This is a genomic window from Enterobacter kobei (assembly GCF_001729765.1).
GTDB lineage: Bacteria > Pseudomonadota > Gammaproteobacteria > Enterobacterales > Enterobacteriaceae > Enterobacter > Enterobacter kobei.
This window is the reverse complement of sequence record NZ_CP017181.1, coordinates 4,120,297-4,139,224: the sequence shown is the minus strand read 5'-3', so window position 1 is coordinate 4,139,224 and position 18,928 is coordinate 4,120,297. Positions and strand designations below refer to the sequence as shown.

Sequence of the window (18,928 nt, the reverse complement as noted above, 5' to 3'; positions counted from 1 at the left end):
CGATGCAGGGCTTGCTCGGCACTACGCTAATCCTGCTGGCGGCTTGCAGCCTAGCGGCGATGGCGACGGCGGCGTTCAGAGTGCCCGCCTTGCTGGGGTATCTCTCTGTCGGCGTTGTACTGGGCCCCTCAGTCATCGGCGTGATCGCGCCGGGGGAGACGCTGAGCTTTCTGTCCGAGCTGGGCGTGGCGCTGCTGTTGTCCATGGTCGGACTGGAATTCTCCCTCGGAGACTTCTGGCTCGCCCGCAGGACGGTGCTGATGGCGGGCGCTCTGCAGATGATCGCCGTGGCCCCGCCGCTGATCCTGCTATTGATGTGGCTGGGGCAGCCCGGCCAGAGCGCCGCGCTGCTCGGCACTGCGGCGGCCATGTCGTCCACGGCGCTGGTCAGCCGACAACTGGCCGACCAAGGCGAGCTCACCACCCGCCACGGACGCAGTGCCATCGCCGTGCTGGTCTTTCAGGACCTGGCCAGCGTGCCCCTGCTGGCCTTGCTGGCGATCTGGGCGCGCGGCGAGTCGCCGAAGATCGAGCATGTGCTGCTCGAAGTATTCGGTGTGCTGCTGCTGTTCGCGGCAGCGGCCCTCGTCTCGCGCCGTCTGTTGCATGGCCTGCTGGGCTGGGTGGCGCGGCGGGGCCACGAGGAATCGTTCGTGCTCGTCTCCTTGTGCGTGGTAGTGGCTGCCGCCGCTGCTGCGCACGCGGTCGGCGTATCCGCCGCCCTGGGGGCCTTCCTCGCCGGGATGGTGCTGGGCGAGAGCGACTTCCGGCACCACATGGAAAGCCACCTCAGGCCGTTTCGCGATGTGTTGTCGGGCGTGTTCTTCGTGACCATCGGCCTGCAACTGGACGCAGCACAGATTCTTTCGGCACCGCTGGCGGTGCTGGCGTGGCTGGTGGTGCTGGTACCGGTCAAGATCCTGCTCAATACGCTGGCCTTGCGGGCGACGCGCCTGTCCGCCCTCGATGCCTGGCGCACGGGCATAGCGTTGGGGCACGGCGGCGAGTTCGCCCTGCTGTTGTTGGGCACGGTCTTGCAGCAGCATCTGATCCCCGCGACCGTCGTCCAACCCATGCTGGTCGCGCTGGTGCTCAGCATGGCCCTGGCACCGCTACTGATCCGCCATCACGATGTACTTGCCCGGTTCTTGAGCCGCACCGGCGGCGTCATTCAGCCACCCCAGGCTGAAGAAGTCGAGATCGCCGCGCAGACGACGCGATATCGAGACCATGTCATCGTTTGCGGCGCGGGCGAGCTTGGCCTGACAGTCAGCGAGATTCTTCGCCACGCCGGCGTGGCGCATCTGCTGCTGGAGGCGGACGCGCAGAAGGTAGAGGCCGCGCGTGCCGCCGGCGCGCCGGTGTTCCATGGCGATGCCAGTCGGCCCGATACCTTGCTGGCTGCCGGCTTGACGCATGCGCACTTGGTGGTGCTAACGTTCGCCCATGCCCAGCAAGCGTTGCGCATCGCCCAGGCGATTGCCGAGCGCCGTCCGGCGCTGACCTTGTGGGTGTCATGCAGAAGTACGACCGCGGCCGATGCATTTCGCGCCATGCCTAACGTGCGCGTGTATCAGCAATCCTTTGCCGCAGCTATTGGGCTGGCGGAACAGGTGATGTCGACGCTTGGCATGTCGACCGAGTTGATTGAAGGACACATCAGCGCAATGCGCCGCCGTCTCGACAGCAGCCGTTTTCCAGGGAGTTCATAGTCATGAAATCAAAACGCCTTAACCCATTTCAGGTCTTGCGTGACCAATTGGCCATCATGAGTTTTTACGAGCGCTTCGAGCAGGTCGTCGCGCTCGTGCTGTCGGCGGTGATCGCCGTCATCATCGTGGTGTCGCTGTTCCAGCTCATCTCCATCGTCTTCACGCTGCTGGTTCTCGATGCCTTCAATCCCCTGGACCACAAGGTATTCCAGAGCGTGTTCGGCATGATCATGACGCTCTTGATCGCGATGGAGTTCAAGCATTCCATCGTGCGCGTGGCGCTGCGTCGGGACAGCATCATCCAGGTCAAGACGGTGGTCCTGATCGCGGTGATCGCACTCTCCCGCAAGTTCGTGATCCTCGACTCCGACGCGAGTCCCGCAAAGATAGCCGCGCTGGCAGGCGCCACGCTGGCTCTGGGTGCGACCTACTGGCTGCTGCGCAAGCGCGGCGACCGCGCCGCCGAGACCTCTGAGCATGACCCGTCATCATCCGAGTGATCCGCGCCCTGCGCTCTTGCAACACCGCTGGCTCAACCGCCTGCAGACCGGGCTGTTGGTCCTGACCCTGGTCGGGATCGCAGCCGCAGCAGGGAGACTGCCATTTGGGGAAGGCTGCCTGTGGCTCGCGCTGTTTGCCGTTGCAGGTGCGTTGCTGCTGGAACCGGTAGCCGCGTCGGCGCTGAGCTTGCGCCTGTACCGCGTACGGGCCTTGCACCCGCAACAAGCCCACGAGATGTGGGCCCTGTTGCGCGAGCTGTCCGCCCGTGCCGGTTTGCCCGCCACGCCGGTGCCGCACTATGTGCCCAGTGCCGTCGTCAACGCCTTCGCCACCGGATCGAAGCAGGAGGCATCGATCGCCCTCACCGATGGCCTGCTGCGCAGCCTGAGCCCACGCGAGCTGGCGGGTGTGCTCGTGCACGAGGTCGCGCACATCGCTAATGAGGATCTGCGTGTCATGGGGCTGGCGGATTCCAACAGTCGCCTCACGAGCCTACTGGCCCTTATGGGACAGATCGCGATCCTGCTCAGCCTGCCCGCGCAGCTGGTTGGCGCGGCGGAGGTCTATTGGCCTGGTCTATTGTTACTGGCCGCATCGCCCCAGCTGGCCCTGCTCGCACAGCTCGGCTTGTCTCGCGTGCGTGAGTTCGACGCTGACCGCCTTGCGGCGGAACTGACTGGCGACCCGCAGGGGCTGGCGTCCGCGCTGGCGAAAATCGAGCGGGTCAGCCGCTCCTGGCGTGCCTGGCTATGGCCGGGATGGGGCAATCCCGAGCCCTCCTGCTTGCGCACGCGTCCGGCAACGCAAGAGCGCATCGCACGCCTGCTGACGTTGGCGCCTGGTCCAGCATCAGCGTTGCCACTCCGCGCGCCCCATTTTTTGCCGGAATCCGCTTTGGCGACGCGCCCACCGCGCTGGCGCCTGAGCGGGCTGTGGCGCTGATTGCCCATCAACAGGAGACGTCTCATGGCCTATCTCGACCCGTACCAACGCCCCGCGCCGGACCGCTTCGTCCGGCGCGGGCTCTTCATCACCGCCTGCATTGCCGCGCTCATGCTGCTGTGGCAGTTTCTGCCCGCCATCGAGGCATGGTTCAGTCCGCGCGAGGCAGCAGAACGCACCGTGATGGCGCGTGGCGATCTGGCGGCGGACGAGAAAACCACCATCGAACTGTTCGAAAAATCGCGCGCCTCGGTGGTCTACATCACCACCGCGCAATTAGTACGCGATGTCTGGACGCGCAACGTGTTCTCCGTGCCGCGCGGCACTGGCTCGGGCTTCATCTGGGACGACGCCGGCCACGTCGTCACCAACTTCCACGTCATCCAGGGCGCGTCCGAAGCCACCGTCAAACTGGCCGACGGCCGCGACTACCAGGCCGCGCTGGTGGGGACGAGCCCCGCGCACGACATCGCCGTGCTCAAGATCGGCGTCGGTTTCAAGCGCCCGCCGGCCGTGCCGGTCGGCACCAGTGCCGACCTCAAGGTGGGTCAGAAGGTGTTCGCTATCGGCAACCCCTTCGGCCTGGACTGGACGCTCACCACTGGTATCGTCTCCGCGCTCGACCGCTCGTTGCCGGGAGAAGCGGGCGGCCCGGCCATCGATCACCTGATCCAGACCGACGCCGCCATCAACCCCGGCAATTCCGGTGGCCCGCTGCTCGATTCGGCTGGGCGGCTGATCGGAATCAATACCGCCATCTACAGTCCGTCTGGCGCCTCGGCCGGCATAGGCTTTGCGGTGCCGGTCGATACCGTCATGCGCGTGGTGCCGCAACTCATAAAGACCGGCAAGTACATCCGTCCGGCGCTGGGCATCGAGGTGGATGAGCAGCTCAACGCGCGTCTGCAGGCGCTGACCGGCAGTAAGGGCGTATTCGTATTGCGCGTGACGCCGGGCTCGGCGGCGCACAGGGCCGGGCTCGTCGGCGTCGAGGTCACCGCAGGCGGCATCGTGCCCGGCGATCGCGTTATCAGCATCGACGGTATCGCCGTTGACGACGTCACCACATTACAGGCCCGGCTAGACGACAAGAACGTTGGAGATGTTGTGGTCTTGTTAGTGGAGCGGGCCGGCAAGACTCGCGAGATGCTTGTGGAACTACAACCGGGAGTTTGATGGAAAGTGGGTCATGGATCTGCACAGCGAAGCAGCCAAGTGACTTCAGCCTTGCGCCGAACTACGAGCCCTAGCTAGGGATGGTCTGAAGTAGCCCTGTATTTCCGGCTGACTTCAGCCACTGCTGATTTTGAAAGCGGTGAACCGATCAAAAACGATCGGATCACTCGCTCATTTCGGTGCTTTCAGCCGTCGCGAGCACCTTGCGACGGCCATTTTCCGCATTACAGGCGCACCTTTCCTGCGCTTGCCAGCAATTGTCGGCGGGCCATCCATAGGCTCGACAGGGCAAACAGCGTCACCAGTTGTGCAGTGTTCTTCACCAGCCCTCGGAAACGTACCTTGGTGTAGCCGAACTGCCGCTTGATCACGCGAAACGGGGGCTCTACCTTCGCTCGCACTTGCGCCTTGGCCTTCTCGATCTTGCGCTTGGCTTTGTACAGGGCGCTGCGTTTATCGAGCATCTTGTAGGTGCTGCGGCGTGCTGCGACCTGCCAGATCACTTCTCGGTCGGCATGCTCGGAGCGCTTTTCGACGCCTGTGTAGCCGTCATCGGCGCAGACGACGTTCTCGTCGCCGTGCAGCAGTTTGTCGACCTGGGTGACATCCGCCACGGTGGCTGCCGTGCCCACCACGCTGTGTACCAGCCCCGATTCATCATCAACGCCGATGTGCGCCTTCATGCCAAAGTAATACTGGTTCCCCTTCTTGGTCTGGTGCATTTCCGGGTCGCGCTTGCCGTCCTGGTTCTTGGTTGAACTGGGCGCGTGGATCAGCGTGGCATCGACGATAGTGCCCTGGCGCAGCGACAGACCGCGATCCCCCAGGTAGCCATTGTTCACGCAGAGGATGCCGGCTGCCAGCTCATGTTTCTCCAGCAGACGACGGAAGTTGAGGATGGTGGTTTCGTCAGGAATACGCTCCAGGCTCAGTCCGGCGAACTGACGTAGGATGGTCGTCTCGTACAGCGCTTCTTCCATGGCCGGATCGCTGTAGCCGAACCAGTTCTGCATCAGATGGATACGCAGCATCGCCATCAAGGGATACGCCGGGCGACCACCTTCGCCTTTCGGATAATGCGGTTCGATCAGGGCAATCAGCCCTTTCCACGGCACCACCTGATCCATCTCGATCAGGAACAGTTCCTTGCGGGTCTGCTTGCCCTTGCCGGCATACTCGGCGTCGGCGAAGGTCATCTGCTTCATGGAAGAACTCGAGTGGCGGGGTCAGTCCAACGTACCGAATTAAATACCTTTTGCCGCAATCAAAACCGCAGGATGAATGTGTGGCTCTTCTGCCAGCAGAGCGGGTACGGTAGCGAATATTTGTTTAGCTGCTTCACCGGACATATGGAGTTCCCTTGAGTCTGTACTACTGAACAGATCTACAAGGAAAACCGTTTCAGGACTCGTTTCTGAGCGGATCACCAGCCAGTGAGTGGTGCCCTCTTCTGCATTAACATGAGGCAAAGCAGCGGCTATGCGCTCTGCTACTTCAGCGCCTTTTCCTTCTCTCGCTTTAAATGAAATCAGTCCTGCTGTTGTACTCATTGTTTCTTTCTCCTGTTGTAATAATCATGGCTTTCTTACGAGAATTATTGTATCAGGGTTAGGCAACATGGCACTGTGGCGAATCTGCCATTAAACCGGCTTTTTCGGCCAATTACAGGACTGAGATGAAAAAGATAGTCATTATTGCTTCCCCGGGATGCCTTGCTTCAGGCTATACCGGGCTGGCTGATATGTTCTCTCTTGCCGGAAGAGCCATATCAGCTGCTCGCAAGGAGCCGTCACCCTTTGATATCATGACAGCAAGTCCGGACGGGCAGCCAGTGACCGACGGAAGCGGGCGGTTACTGACCGCCGATGCGGCACTGGCAGATATCAATTCATGCGATGCGGTTCTGATCCCCGGGTTTGTACCCGATGCATCAAACACGCCGCCACAGCTCGGTAAACTGGGCAGCATAGCGTCATGGATACGGCAACAGTACGTGCATGGCGCCCTGGCTTGTGGCTCGTGCAGCGGAGTGTTTATGCTGGGCGAGGCGGGGCTGCTCAACGGCAGAAAATGTACGACAACCTGGTGGCTGTACGATGAGCTCAAGCGCCGTTACCCCCAGGCAAACGCCATCTGGGGCAATGCTCTGACTGAGGATAACCGTATAGTTACGGCTGGTGGGCCGCTTTCATGGATTGATGTGGCCTTACACGTTGTGCGTCAGCTTGAGGGGACGGAGGCTGCGCGTATTGCAGCAGAATTTGCTGTAGTGGATACAACGCCTCCCGCAAGGGCTGTTTATATGCCCACCGCGCACCTCAGCCGGCCGGACAGTATTCTGCCCGGTGCAGAATTTTTTATAAGGCAGGAAGCATCAACGCTGCTTACCACAAGAGAGCTGTGCCGGCGCCTTGCCATTTCGGAGCGAACCTTTCACAGGCGTATAAAGGCGGAAACAGGCGAGTCACCGAAACAGTTTATCGACAGGATCAGGTGTGAAATGGCAAGGCTGGCACTTGAAACATCTGCTAAAACCATAAAGCAGATCGCAGCTGATGCAGGTTACGCGGATGAAGGCAGTTTCAGGAGGGTCTTCAGCCGGATGACCGGCATGAATCCGGCATTATACCGCCGTTGGGTGAAAGACCGTACCCGGGAATAATGCACAGTAGGGCCGGGAGGTATCCGCGCGGAATTATGAGACGCCCTGACAGCACAGTGCTGCCAGGGGTGTGCTGTGTTAACTACTGAGGTCTTTTCCGTTCGTGGCGATGACTTTTTTATACCAGTGGAAGCTTTTCTTACGGGAGCGTTTTAGTGTTCCGTTCCCCATATCATCCGGGTCAACATATATAAATCCGTACCGTTTGGACATCTGAGACGTGCTTGCGCTGATCATGTCTATAGGTGTAGCGACCTGCATTTGAAATAGGGGAAGTGCGGACAAATTCCTGGACCTTCAGGAGTTAATTTATGCATTCATACGAGGACCGGATTCGGGCCGTCGAACTCTATTACCGGTACGGAAAGAAAGCCTCCGTTGTCGTCATGGAGCTGGGATATCCTTCCACAAAACAGCTGGGCCGTTGGGTTCGGATTTATGAAGAGAAGGGCGATTTACCCAGGGAATTAAAACCAAGAGAACGCTATTCACGTACACAGAAAATTGCTGCTGTTGAGCATTATCTTACTCACGGTGGTTGCCTGTCGTACACTCGCCGAGCCATCGGCTACCCCAGTAACGAAATTCTAAAGCGCTGGATTGAAGAGTTTTACCCAAATGCGCGTCCCCTGGTCATTCGCTCAGGCACAAGCAAATGCTTCAGCCCGGAAGAGAGGTCTCAGGCCGTCCGGGAGCTCTGTAACCGACGTGGAACCGTGCGTAAAGTTGCACAAAGCATAGGCGTCAGCGTCCCGGTCCTGTACAAATGGAAGAAAGACCTTATCAGTGACGAGGCTTATCAATCCATGCGCAAACGAAAGGCAGCCCCTCAGGATAAAAATCAGGATACTTTACTCGGTGAAATCCAGCGTCTCAGGAAGCAGGTTCATCAGCTGCAGCTCGAACGTGACATACTGACAAAGGCGAATGAACTGATAAAAAAAGATCTGGGCATCAGCTTTCTGAAACTGAAAAATAGGGAGAAAACCCTGATAGTTGATGCCCTTAAGAAAAAGCACCCCGTTGCTGAGTTGCTAAGCGTTCTGCAACTTGCCCGCAGCTGTTATTTTTACCACAAAGCCGGTAATGGTGCCAACTTACTGATTTAGTGTATGATGGTGTTTTTGAGGTGCTCCCGTGGCTTCCATCTCCATCAGTTGTCCCTCCTGCTCGGCTACTGAAGGCGTGGTGCGTAACGGTAAAAGTACTGCCGGACATCAGCGCTATCTCTGCTCTCACTGCCGTAAAACATGGCAGCTACAGTTCACTTACACCGCCTCTCAGCCCGGTACACACCAGAAAATTATTGATATGGCCATGAATGGCGTCGGATGTCGCGCCAGTGCACGCATTATGGGCGTTGGCCTCAACACGATTTTACGACACTTAAAAAACTCAGGCCGCAGTCGGTAACCTCGCGCATACAACCGGGCAGTGATGTGATTGTCTGCGCGGAAATGGACGAACAGTGGGGTTACGTCGGCGCTAAATCACGCCAGCGCTGGTTGTTTTACGCGTATGACAGGATACGGAGGACGGTTGTGGCGCACGTATTCGGTGAACGCACGTTGGCCACGCTGGAGCGTCTTCTGAGCCTGCTGTCGGCCTTTGAGGTCGTGGTATGGATGACGGATGGCTGGCCGCTGTATGAATCACGCCTGAAGGGAGAACTGCACGTTATCAGCAAGCGATATACGCAGCGCATTGAGCGGCATAACCTGAATCTGAGGCAGCATCTGGCAAGGCTGGGCAGGAAGTCACTGTCGTTCTCAAAATCGGTGGAGCTGCATGACAAAGTCATCGGGCATTATCTGAACATAAAACACTATCAGTAAGTTGGAGTCATTACCCGAGAAACGTATCAAGCTATCATTAGGTGCAATGAGTCCTGTGAAGTACCGGCAGCATCTTGGGATCACAACATAACAGTCCAGGAAAACATCCGCAGCCCCCTAATAGACATTAGCATTGAGCCCCTACAATACAGGTGCGCATAACAAAGATTATGTTAAATTCAATAGTAAAATCATTATACATCAATATCTTAAATATCGAACAAGCCCCTTTCTTCCTCAAACCTCACTGTGGTAACTTTAAAAACAATGTCCGTTCCTGAGTTTGTGATGCCTTAAAGCCATGGTGAAGATAAAAGTTTTTGGCTTCTTCAGTCAGTGCATGAACCATAATCGCACGGACTCCAATATTCTCAGCTACACGGTAACAGCGCAGAACTGCATCATGCAGTAAATCGGCCCCGAGCCCTTGGCCACGGTATGAAACATCAACTGCCAGGCGAGCAAGTATGATTACGGGAATTGGATCTGGCATATTGCGCCTGAGGCTTCCCATTGCTTCCACGTGGTTAACGCTGCCGGTGGCCAGAGAGTAAAAACCGACAACCTGTTTAGTGTCTCTTTTACAAACGACGAACGTTCGTGCTGCACCAAGAGCTTGGTTTTTTAATCCCCTCTGTTTAAGCCAGTCATCAAGTACTGCCTCACCACTGACGAACTCTGCTAGTTGATGGGAGCTGGATAATGGTTCTGGTGCTGTTACACGTCCCACTGAGGTTTCCTTGCCAGAAGTTTATCAATAGCCGCCTCATCCGAAACCGGTGCATCGAGCATATCGATAAACTCTGCATACTGCTCATCGTTAAAATTAAATACGCGACGATCGAGGATCACATTCTCCGCAGCCTGACATGCCATTTCCAGGATGAAGTCCGTGCGTGATTTATGGAGAATCTCTGCTGCAGCATCAATAAGTGCTCTTTGAGATTCTTTAGCTCTAAGGTTGAGCTGAACATCTGATTTCATGAGTGCGCTCCTTGTATAGCGATTGCTTTACAAGCATATCATATGGATTCTGTATAGCAAAAGCTATACGGTTTTTTAAGTGCAGTGAACATACGAAAGAGTCAACTTGCAACTATTAGGTAAAGCTCTTCCTCTAAATTATTTTCCTTGCTCTGGCCTACCAAATCAAACCCAACGCCCTGAATTTACTGCGTGCGATGCTTGCTAGCAGTCTCATCCGGACAATTAGCATGAAAACTATGGATTGTTATCTGGTCTAACATCTGGAAAAGTTACTGATGAGAAGGTAGTATTCGGATCGTCAGCGATCGTCTTGTGGTGGGACAGATTGTTGATTCAGATTACTTTTGTGTCCTAACTCAAACTGACGGTTTGACTGCTTTGTGGTGAGGCAGGCGGGTGGCAAAAGATGGTTTTACGGAAGAAATGCGGACTTCCGGAAACAGACAGGGACAGGACGTGTCCAGTAAAACGTTCAGGAGCAGGTAACGGGATTTCCCGGAGCCTGAATGCACAAACCCCCCGACATCTGTCATCATCTTGGCGGAAGACACAGATATCAGGGGGTCCAAAAGCAGGCGCGTGGCCTGTGAAGGATTATAACGCATGCACCACATAACACAACACCCGGCCGCCATAAGAACAGGCCGCCGTGAATGACAATCAGATTTCTGTTCACTGGTCAGATCTACCGAAAGATGAGCTAACCCGTTTCTGCCAGGATGTCGATGCCGGCACTCAGGGTAATTTCCTCATTGCACCGGTCAAAAAACTGACCCGCCGCAAACGCGGTGAGCATTCCACAAAAGCCAAATGTGAGAACCCGGCCTGGTATCGCCCGGAGCATTATAAAAAGCTCTCCGGACAGCTCGGTCATGCCTACAATCGCCTGGTGAAAAAAGACAAAGAAACCGGGCAGGTCAGCCTGCGCATGCATGTTTCTCGTCACCCTCTCTATGTCGCCGGCCGCCGTAAGGCGGGACGTAAATATGGCTTCCGTCCGGAACGTCAGCGCCTGCTCGATGCGCTCTGGCCAGTGCTCATCAGCTTCTGTGATGCCGGCAAGCATACCGTCGGCATGTGTATCTCCCGTCTTGCAAAAGAACTCAGTGCAAAGGACCCAAAAGGCAATGTCATTCCTGAAACGGAGGTGACGGTGTCACGCCTTTCACGGCTTATTGAGGAACAGGTACGGTTTGGCGTTCTGGGCCTCGCAGAAGAACGCGCCTGGGATCGTGAATCCCGCACCTGGTTGCCAACGTATGTCTATATAACCCCCTTGGGATTCCAGATGCTGGGCGTCGATATGGACAAGCTGTTTAAAGAGCAGGAGAAGAAGCTCCGTCAGAGCGCCGAGCGTGAGCAGCTGATCCGGGAAGTAGTGATGAGCGAACATGATGATGTTCAGGCCCACTCTGCGCGGAAATGCTGGTCTGACCGTAAGCGTCGGGAGGCACTCGTTTACCGCCGCAAAAAAGGCGCGGAGCGTAAACGTGCCAACAATCTGATTAAGCTGCCGGCAGATGAACGACTCCATGCAATGTCTGAATGGATTTACCGCACCCTCCCGCCTGACGAAGCGTACTGGTGCACATCTGAGCGCCTGAAGGCTCTGGCCATCCAGCATCTTTACCAGCTGGATCTGGCGCTTTCTCCCCCGGACTAGTCACAGACGACACAACAGTCTTCTTGTTTACGGGCCCCTCACCGGGGCTTTTCGTGCTGGTTTTTTTCGGCCACCCTGCTCATTTTTCAACCTTCACTCCGTTCTCCTTCCGGTCACCATGACGTTCTGCTTGTCGTTATGGCCCCCAGTGGCCACTGTCTCTTTATTTTACACAGAAATCCGCAAACGAATAAGTGAAGTAACCCGGAAACGAATAAAAGACATTCCGCAAAACAGTCTTACTTCACCGTTTTTATCTCTCTGTTCATTTCATTCCAGAGTAGATCTTTGTCTGCAGTCACTCTGTGGATAACGAAAAATGCCTTCGCATGCAGCGGCCTCACGGCCTCGCGCTCAGAACAAAATCAAAAGTACCTCCCGTCGCAAGCGCCGGGCCCCTTTCTGGCCAGAACCCGGCACCGCATACATACCTAACCCCTGCTAAACCGACGCCGCCCCGGCCCAAAGGGCCGGAACAACTTCGCTTTAAGAGGGATGTTGTAACTAGAAATAGCTATGGCTGTAAGTCGATTCGCGGTAAGTTCGCGGTACACGCTCGTAAGCGCCTCACGGCGCTAACGCGGAGATACAGCCCGTCAGCGGCCTCTGGCCTTGACGGACTCACTCCGACCGCGCACATTAGCAATCAGAAAGTTTTAAGCGGGTATGGCTTTGCAGGGAAAGGGATGGGATTGGCAGAACCTATCAATCCGTAACGGCTGATGCCGGTTACGACGCCCCTCACCAGAATCACCCGGTTCAGCTCCGGCTGGCGTCTCCATGCCGCTTCGCGGCATATATGTACCCTTTAAAGCAGGGTTGCCTAAATCCGGGAGCGCGATAAGCTTTAACGGGTGATTTTCAATCAGGATGAGAAAAATGGATATAATTCTTCCGGGAAACAAAAGCCAGGCTCGAGTCTGGGCAGAAACCATGATTAATCTGGAGGCCCGCAAACTCGTCAATACCGCTAATATTGTTGGCGCCCGACATCTGGGGGATGGATTGACGCGTCTCAAATTCATCGATGAAATTAAATCTGTCATTAATGGCGAATTTGAGCGTGCCCGGCGGGCAAAGTCTGACGAAGAGTGCATGACCTGCCTGCGTAACCTGCAGGCAGAAAACAGCAGTCTGCTTGAGCAGAGCCGGCAGCTCCAGACCGGTTATGCGAAACTATATGCCCAGATCAAATACGTCAGGGATGAAGACCGGATGGTCGGTTATGTCATCTCAGGAATTAAAGTGGTGCTGGCAGGTATGCAGGGCGTATTTGGCTTCGTGCTGACTTCCTCAATGACCCCCGTAGGCGTTCTTGCCGGGGCTATTCTGATTGTCGACTCGGCCAACACGATAACCCGTGAAGTTGGTCGTCAGTTCCTGAATGAACCTGACACGCAGGGTATGTTTGGTGATGGTGCTATGAACATCGCTAAATTCATGGGATTTGAACGATCAACAGGGTTAGGGATATACAACGGGATCGCGCTTGCAGGCAATATCTACAGTGTCTATGGATTAATGGCCAGACCAGGGACATGGCGTCTGTTTAACTATATCAGCACCGATTTTTACCGGAAAATCGACACCATGTCCCGGGGTAAACTGACAATGAAAATTGTGGGATGGGGGGTAAAGGCTAAGGTTGTTTTCGATCTGATCACTTCTGATGACGCTGGGAAATGAGATTCCGGCGGTAATGCCATGATTTATAGGCCAGCTTCAAAGGCATGGTAATCGTAAACAGAGTGCCAAGAACAAGAATAGCCACGCCAAAGGAAATTGCATGCACCCTCGAGCCAGCCAAAAGTGTGGCCACAAGAATCAGTAACATGACTGACAGCACCCATATCAGGGCCTTAAAACGGTTTGCCAGATCGTTCAGCAGAGTATCCATTTCCGTACCCGTTTTAGCTGAACTGGCCCGCAGTCGGACAATGTCCTCTTCACTGAAGCCGTGGTTCATCAGATCACTTTCATGGTTCATGCTTCTCTCCTTTTCCCTGCGGGAAGTTTAACATGCCCTGCGCTAATAACCAGTTAAGCCCGACCGATAACCTGACAGGTGGTTACGGCTATCAGCTCTTTCTCACTGATAGCCATCACGTCATTCTAAATCAGCCAAAAGTAGACTGTACCAGACCAATAATCCCCAGGTGGCCGGCGTAAGCATAATAAAAGAAATTACGCGGCATGAAACGCCTACGGCCCTCCGGACAGATTTGCCTGCAGAATGAAACCACTGCCAGGGGGAATGCCAGAGTAGGCAGCGTGGCCAGTAATAATGTTTCTGCGGGCATATCCAGGAGATGCGATAACCCGTTTAAACAAATCAGTGACAGCACGGCAGTGATGGCTGCCAGCCGCTGCACTCCGGGTGTATCGCTGCCAGAAACCGTTGCCATACTGATGGCCAGCGTTATTCCTGCCAGCCCGTAACTTGCCGGCTGCAGGGGCCAAATCATAAGGGCCAGGAGCAGATACCCGGCAAGCATTCCTTTCCGGCCGTGCCGGTACTGCAGGGCAAGCAACTGCGTGACGCCTGCAAACACGAACAGAATGTTCAGGGCCCACCAGGGCTGTTGATTCTGGAAGGCCAGGCTGAACACCGGCTGCGTTATGATTGCCCAGATCCACAGACGATTGGCTCTCTTCTGCAGTCGTTCCGGGGGGCGCTGTACGTTCATCGCCCATATAAGCGTGAACAGGGGGAAGGCCATCCGGCCAAGCGCATACATCACCGGCAAGGCAGACGACAGAAACACCGTATTGGTGTGGTCGATAATCATGGCCAGAAGTGCGAGAAGTTTGACCATATCGAGTGCAGCGGGACTGAGCTGGCTGGCGTTCCGGATAGTGGGAAGAATGTCGGGTAATGAATGATTCATGCTGTATATTCCCCTGGCGACACGCGGTTAACAGCCAGCCCTGAACATAATGCCAGAATGCCCTGCCGGTTTGCGTTGTGACCCTGACTCTGAGTTTCTCCAGAATCTTGCGCACCGCAAATTCTGGTGATGCTGCCAACTTACTGATTTAGTGTATGATGGTGTTTTTGAGGTGCTCCAGTGGCTTCTGTTTCTATCAGCTGTCCCTCCTGTTCAGCTACTGACGGGGTGGTGCGTAACGGCAAAAGCACTGCCGGACATCAGCGCTATCTCTGCTCTCACTGCCGTAAAACATGGCAACTGCAGTTCACTTACACCGCTTCTCAACCCGGTACGCACCAGAAAATCATTGATATGGCCATGAATGGCGTTGGATGCCGGGCAACCGCCCGCATTATGGGCGTTGGCCTCAACACGATTTTCCGCCATTTAAAAAACTCAGGCCGCAGTCGGTAACCTCGCGCATACAGCCGGGCAGTGACGTCATCGTCTGCGCGGAAATGGACGAACAGTGGGGATACGTCGGGGATAAATCGCGCCAGCGCTGGCTGTTTTACGCGTATGACAGGCTCCGGAAGACGGTTGTTGCGCACGTATTCGGTGAACGCACTATGGCGACGCTGGGGCGTCTTATGAGCCTGCTGTCACCCTTTGACGTGGTGATATGGATGACGGATGGCTGGCCGCTGTATGAATCCCGCCTGAAGGGAAAGCTGCACGTAATCAGCAAGCGATATACGCAGCGAATTGAGCGGCATAACCTGAATCTGAGGCAGCACCTGGCACGGCTGGGACGGAAGTCGCTGTCGTTCTCAAAATCGGTGGAGCTGCATGACAAAGTCATCGGGCATTATCTGAACATAAAACACTATCAATAAGTTGGAGTCATTACCTGATTTCGCATCCCTGTTGATCTCATAAATGCAGTCCATAGTCTCGATCACTGAGCATGGAAGCCTGATGCTAAAATGATATACTGATGTAAGAACAAATCTTACATAATGAAACGGAGGGGTTATGGCCCGTACAATGACGGTGGACGTGGGTGATGAGCTGCGTGAATTTATCGATTCCCTGGTTAAGGCCGGTGATTACCGAACCCAGAGCGAAGTCATGCGTGACGCGCTGCGGCTGCTGCGCGAGAAGCAAGCTGAATCACGCCTTCAGGAACTGCGCGATCTGCTGGCCGAAGGCATCAGCAGCGGCGAGGCGAAACCATGGAACAAGGATGCATTCCTGAATAATGTCAGGGCCAGGATGGCAAATGAAAGAGATTGAGCTGACACCAAAAGCAGAAGAAGATCTGGAGGCTATCTGGGACTACAGCTTCAGACAGTTCGGGGTTGTTCAGGCGGATGCGTATATCGGGCGTATAGCCGCAGTGTTTGATGTGCTGGCCATGCATGACATCGGCACGCATCGCGCAGAGCTGGGAGAAGATATCTGCTCGTTGCCGGTGGAACAGCACATGATCTATTTTGTGCCATCGCATTCGGTGGTTACGGTCATACGTATTCTCAGCCAGTCTCAGGATACGGCACGGCATGAACCCTGGATATAATCGGGCAAGAAACTTTAAATACATAAAAATCAATTACTTAGTTCGTGTAATCTATCTTATGTTAAATTTAGTCCGTCGTTCATTTAGTTCATAACAGGCCGCAGACTACGATTAATCATACACAGACATAATCTTTCATTTGGTTTAAAAAAAACGCTCCCGGACGGGAGCGTAAGCCAGTGACTTCGGCGTCAAATGAGGGTCTAACAAGTGGAGCTGCGGGTTAATTCTGGGTGATCTGGCTGCGATGCTTTTCAGCCTGCTGCTGATGAATAACGGAAGATTGACCATTATTCGCCTTCTCATGCACAACAGCGGCTTTCTCATGCTCGTTCATTTCGGAAAATGATTTTGCTGTTTCGTTAGAAGCTGCTGGCTTGGATTTCATCATTTTTTTATGCATTTCAGCCATGTCCTGATGGGCAGCAGAATTGCCGTTTTGCATCATTTCATGGGACATTGCGGCCTGATCGTGACCGCTCATATCCATCATTTTCATGCTCTCCCCCTGAACTGCACTTTTTTCAGCGGATGATTGCATCTGATGGGCAGGCGCCTGGGCATTATTTACCTGGTCATGCATGTTCATTGTCTCTGCAGCCCAGGCAGATGAAGCGACAGCCATCATGGCAATAAAGGATACAAGGATCTTTTTCATGGTTGGGTCTCCGGTGTTTTCATACCCGAACAATCAATGCTTATAACAGAGAAAGCATTTGATCTCAGGGCTGGTTGATCATCACGCCAGGAACCGGGCGATTGAATTATCACGCTGTCCTGATTTATGGCTGATTATAAAAAACCGCCTCTGTTTATCGCGTGACTGAACGATGACATTTTTGTCACCTTCCGGGTTTCTCCTGAATAACGGTATTAATCCATTAACAGACGCACACTGAACACAATTTCCCGCCCCTGCTGTTCTGCTGACAGCTCGCCGCCGTGAGCATGAATGATCGACCTTGTAATTGATAATCCCAGCCCCGCGCCTTCCGTGTTGTAGAACCTTGATGAGTCTGCGCGATAGAACCGGTCAAACAAACGTTCCAGATTAGCGGGAACCTGGCCGGACATCGTATTCGTAATCATCACGTTCACACAGTCACTGTCACGCTCAAGGTGTATCGCTGTACAGGTGTTATCGGGAGAATACTTGATTGCATTGGAAAGCAGGTTACTGAAAGCACGTCGGAGCATATCGCTGTCTCCGGCAACAACGCCCTCTCCTTCAACCGTGATTGTCTTTCCTGTTTCGTCTGCCAGGGGCTCGAACAACTCACGTAATTCATTCAGTTCGGCTGCCAGATCCACATCATGTTTATCCAGCCGCAGCAGACCATGCTCTGAACGTGCCAGAAAAAGCATGTCACTGGTCATTCGTGACAACCTTTTCAGTTCTTCCAGGTTAGCGAATAAAATTTCGCGGTAATGCGAAACATCCCTTTCCTTAGCCAGTGCAAACTGCGTCTGCATCATCAGATTACTGACTGGTGTGCGCAGCTCATGCGCGATGTCAGACGAGAAATCTGACAGTTTCCGGAATGCCCCCTCCAGGCGATCAAACATATTATTGAACTCCTGCATGGTCTCAGAGATTTCCGGCGGAGCCAGATCGGGATTTAGACGCTGATCCAGGCTGTGTACAGTCATGGAGGAAGCCAGACTGGTCATTTCCCGTAACGGTTTCAGACCAATACGTGTGGTCAGCCAGCCCAGAAAAACAGAAATAAAGACCAGACCGATATTGAACCAGAACAGCCAGGTACTGAGTTTGTCCATAAACAGGGTGTGATACCCAGTATCCGTGGCAACCGTAATGATGACATGTTTGCTTTTACCCTGTTCCGGCGTCATGGCAACCCGCCGCGAGATACTGCGGTACACGGTGTTATTTTCTTCCGTCTGGATCATATAGTCGAGAATATCACCCGACTTATTAAGCAGGACCGCTGGAACAACAGAATTTTTGGCATAGAGTTCAACAATTTTTTCATTTTCCATGTTTTTTATAGAAATGAATAAACCATTGTGCCCTACCATCGCATCGTTTATTTTTTCTGATAATGACTTAATATCCGTTTTGTTCCGGAACGTCTCTGTTTTAAGAAACTCTTCGGTGAGCTGAAGTTTACCTGTCAGAAAATCTCGGTCCTGATTATCGAAATAGCCATTAAGGGTGCTAATCAGGATAAAACTTGATAACCACCATACCGTAAGCATCACCGCAGAAAAAATCAGGCTCAGGCGTGTGGTCAGGGAAATTTTGAACCTCACTCTTCTCTGATCTCCAGGACATATCCGGCACCGCGAACGGTATGGATCAGTTTTGGCTCAAAGTCATCATCAATTTTACTTCTCAGACGTCTCACGGCGACATCAATCACATTCGTATCACTGTCAAAATTCATGTTCCAGACCAGGGACGAGATAAGACTCCTGGGTAACACTTCTCCGGTGCGTTGCAGCAGCAACTCAAGCAGAACGTATTCTTTACCGGTGAGATGGATCTTCTTCCCCGAACGGATCACGGTCCGGCGCACCATATCAACGGTCATATCGGCGATGGTGCAGACTGTTGCGGCCTGCGAGCGTGCCCGGCGCAGTAGGGTTCTTACACGTGCAACCAGCTCCGTAAAATCAAAGGGCTTAATCAGGTAGTCATCTGCGCCAAGCTCCAGTCCTTTCACTTTGTCCCGCACGTTGTCCTTTGCGGTTAAAAACAGGACCGGTTCTTCGTGCCCGGACTCCCTCAGTGCGCTGATGATTTGCCACCCGTCGAGGAAAGGCAGCATCACGTCCAGTATTATCAAATCATACTGTCCCTTCGACGCGGCCCCGAGACCATCGCGGCCATTATTAAAGAGATCGGCCTGATAGCCTTCCTCAACCAGTCCCTGCTGCAGGTAACGACCTGTTTTTTGTTCGTCTTCAACGATTAAAATACGCTGCATGGTCAACTCGCTGATATGAAAGTAAAAATCTCACGCATGAGCTTTGGCTG

Annotated in this window: 20 protein-coding genes and 2 pseudogenes; 12 read left to right on the top strand and 10 right to left on the bottom strand. The window is 54.3% G+C overall.

Annotation, left to right across the window (positions count from 1 at the left end):
- Nucleotides 1-2: 2 nt before the first annotated feature.
- The 4 genes from kefB-GI to BFV64_RS20005 are packed head-to-tail and all read left to right on the top strand — an operon-like array spanning nt 3 to nt 4,331.
- Nucleotides 3-1,712, top strand: coding sequence for a heat resistance system K+/H+ antiporter KefB-GI (kefB-GI, locus tag BFV64_RS20020; RefSeq protein WP_069602382.1), 1,710 nt, complete (start codon nt 3-5; stop codon nt 1,710-1,712).
- Nucleotides 1,713-1,714: 2 nt separating this feature from the next.
- Nucleotides 1,715-2,212, top strand: a complete 498-nt coding sequence (psiE-GI, locus tag BFV64_RS20015; RefSeq protein WP_060657179.1) for a heat resistance protein PsiE-GI — start codon at nt 1,715-1,717, stop codon at nt 2,210-2,212.
- On the top strand, nt 2,190-3,155 hold the full coding sequence (locus tag BFV64_RS20010; RefSeq protein WP_069602381.1) for a zinc metalloprotease HtpX: 966 nt from the start codon (nt 2,190-2,192) through the stop codon (nt 3,153-3,155). The genes psiE-GI and BFV64_RS20010 overlap by 23 nt, the downstream gene beginning before the upstream one ends.
- A 24-nt stretch (nt 3,156-3,179) precedes the next feature.
- Nucleotides 3,180-4,331: a S1C family serine protease gene (locus BFV64_RS20005; protein WP_003847784.1), complete on the top strand. Its 1,152-nt coding sequence runs from the start codon at nt 3,180-3,182 to the stop codon at nt 4,329-4,331.
- A gap of 224 nt (nt 4,332-4,555) precedes the next feature.
- Here the strand turns inward: BFV64_RS20005 and BFV64_RS20000 are convergent, their stop codons facing one another.
- Nucleotides 4,556-5,536 (bottom strand): IS5 family transposase, encoded by a 981-nt coding sequence (locus BFV64_RS20000; RefSeq protein WP_069602380.1) that lies wholly within the window; start codon nt 5,534-5,536, stop codon nt 4,556-4,558.
- Between the two features lie 39 nt (nt 5,537-5,575).
- Nucleotides 5,576-5,881 carry a putative quinol monooxygenase gene (locus tag BFV64_RS19995; RefSeq protein WP_023328886.1) on the bottom strand — a complete coding sequence of 102 codons (306 nt, stop codon included), beginning with the start codon at nt 5,879-5,881 and terminating at the stop codon, nt 5,576-5,578.
- Between the two features lie 125 nt (nt 5,882-6,006).
- Here BFV64_RS19995 and BFV64_RS19990 point away from each other — a divergent pair, with 125 nt between their 5' ends.
- Nucleotides 6,007-6,993 (top strand): GlxA family transcriptional regulator, encoded by a 987-nt coding sequence (locus BFV64_RS19990; RefSeq protein WP_069602379.1) that lies wholly within the window; start codon nt 6,007-6,009, stop codon nt 6,991-6,993.
- 78 nt (nt 6,994-7,071) lie between these two features.
- Here BFV64_RS19990 and BFV64_RS19985 read toward each other — a convergent pair.
- A pseudogene (locus tag BFV64_RS19985) lies at nt 7,072-7,239 on the bottom strand (family 1 glycosylhydrolase); the annotation flags it as partial.
- 65 nt (nt 7,240-7,304) lie between these two features.
- Here BFV64_RS19985 and BFV64_RS25105 point away from each other — a divergent pair.
- A pseudogene (locus tag BFV64_RS25105) lies at nt 7,305-8,075 on the top strand (IS3-like element ISKpn38 family transposase); the annotation flags it as partial.
- A gap of 55 nt (nt 8,076-8,130) precedes the next feature.
- Nucleotides 8,131-8,828 (top strand): IS1 family transposase gene (locus BFV64_RS19965; protein WP_232931421.1). Its coding sequence is split into 2 segments (ribosomal slippage): nt 8,131-8,380 and nt 8,380-8,828, totalling 699 coding nucleotides; the frame shifts between segments, so codons are not numbered across the junction.
- Between the two features lie 244 nt (nt 8,829-9,072).
- Here BFV64_RS19965 and BFV64_RS19960 read toward each other — a convergent pair.
- Nucleotides 9,073-9,558 carry a GNAT family N-acetyltransferase gene (locus BFV64_RS19960; protein WP_013087269.1) on the bottom strand — a complete coding sequence of 162 codons (486 nt, stop codon included), beginning with the start codon at nt 9,556-9,558 and terminating at the stop codon, nt 9,073-9,075.
- The gene (locus tag BFV64_RS19955; protein WP_007869691.1) at nt 9,546-9,812 is read right to left on the bottom strand and encodes a type II toxin-antitoxin system TacA family antitoxin; all 267 of its coding nucleotides are present in this window, start codon (nt 9,810-9,812) and stop codon (nt 9,546-9,548) included. The genes BFV64_RS19960 and BFV64_RS19955 overlap by 13 nt, the downstream gene beginning before the upstream one ends.
- A gap of 652 nt (nt 9,813-10,464) precedes the next feature.
- Here BFV64_RS19955 and repA point away from each other — a divergent pair.
- Nucleotides 10,465-11,478, top strand: coding sequence for a plasmid replication initiator RepA (gene repA / locus BFV64_RS19945; protein WP_069602377.1), 1,014 nt, complete (start codon nt 10,465-10,467; stop codon nt 11,476-11,478).
- Between the two features lie 879 nt (nt 11,479-12,357).
- Nucleotides 12,358-13,164: a DUF4225 domain-containing protein gene (locus tag BFV64_RS19940; RefSeq protein ID WP_032638095.1), complete on the top strand. Its 807-nt coding sequence runs from the start codon at nt 12,358-12,360 to the stop codon at nt 13,162-13,164.
- On the opposite strand, the gene BFV64_RS19935 is transcribed toward BFV64_RS19940, so the two are convergent.
- Nucleotides 13,139-13,465, bottom strand: a complete 327-nt coding sequence (locus tag BFV64_RS19935) for a hypothetical protein (RefSeq protein WP_032638096.1) — start codon at nt 13,463-13,465, stop codon at nt 13,139-13,141. The two genes, BFV64_RS19940 and BFV64_RS19935, sit on opposite strands and share 26 nt — an antisense overlap.
- Before the next feature lie 130 nt (nt 13,466-13,595).
- Nucleotides 13,596-14,366: a TraX family protein gene (locus tag BFV64_RS19930; RefSeq protein ID WP_032638097.1), complete on the bottom strand. Its 771-nt coding sequence runs from the start codon at nt 14,364-14,366 to the stop codon at nt 13,596-13,598.
- A 180-nt stretch (nt 14,367-14,546) separates the two neighbouring features.
- On the opposite strand from BFV64_RS19930, the gene BFV64_RS19925 reads away from it, so the two are divergent.
- From BFV64_RS19925 to BFV64_RS19915, 3 genes are all read left to right on the top strand, one after another.
- Nucleotides 14,547-15,244 (top strand): IS1-like element IS1B family transposase gene (locus BFV64_RS19925; protein WP_235611130.1). Its coding sequence is split into 2 segments (ribosomal slippage): nt 14,547-14,796 and nt 14,796-15,244, totalling 699 coding nucleotides; the frame shifts between segments, so codons are not numbered across the junction.
- 139 nt (nt 15,245-15,383) lie between these two features.
- Entirely contained in the window at nt 15,384-15,644 is a 261-nt protein-coding gene (locus BFV64_RS19920; RefSeq protein WP_013087106.1) for a type II toxin-antitoxin system ParD family antitoxin, read from the top strand.
- On the top strand, nt 15,631-15,927 hold the full coding sequence (locus BFV64_RS19915) for a type II toxin-antitoxin system RelE/ParE family toxin (protein WP_032638098.1): 297 nt from the start codon (nt 15,631-15,633) through the stop codon (nt 15,925-15,927). The genes BFV64_RS19920 and BFV64_RS19915 overlap by 14 nt, the downstream gene beginning before the upstream one ends.
- A 223-nt stretch (nt 15,928-16,150) precedes the next feature.
- Here the strand turns inward: BFV64_RS19915 and pcoE are convergent, their stop codons facing one another.
- The 3 genes from pcoE to pcoR all read right to left on the bottom strand — a co-directional run bounded on the left by pcoE (nt 16,151) and on the right by pcoR (nt 18,878).
- Nucleotides 16,151-16,585, bottom strand: a complete 435-nt coding sequence (gene pcoE / locus BFV64_RS19910) for a copper resistance system metallochaperone PcoE (protein WP_004388336.1) — start codon at nt 16,583-16,585, stop codon at nt 16,151-16,153.
- A 215-nt stretch (nt 16,586-16,800) separates the two neighbouring features.
- Nucleotides 16,801-18,201, bottom strand: a complete 1,401-nt coding sequence (pcoS, locus tag BFV64_RS19905; RefSeq protein WP_032638101.1) for a copper resistance membrane spanning protein PcoS — start codon at nt 18,199-18,201, stop codon at nt 16,801-16,803.
- Entirely contained in the window at nt 18,198-18,878 is a 681-nt protein-coding gene (pcoR, locus tag BFV64_RS19900; protein ID WP_001188930.1) for a copper response regulator transcription factor PcoR, read from the bottom strand. The genes pcoS and pcoR overlap by 4 nt, the downstream gene beginning before the upstream one ends.
- Between the last annotated feature and the right edge of the window lie 50 nt (nt 18,879-18,928).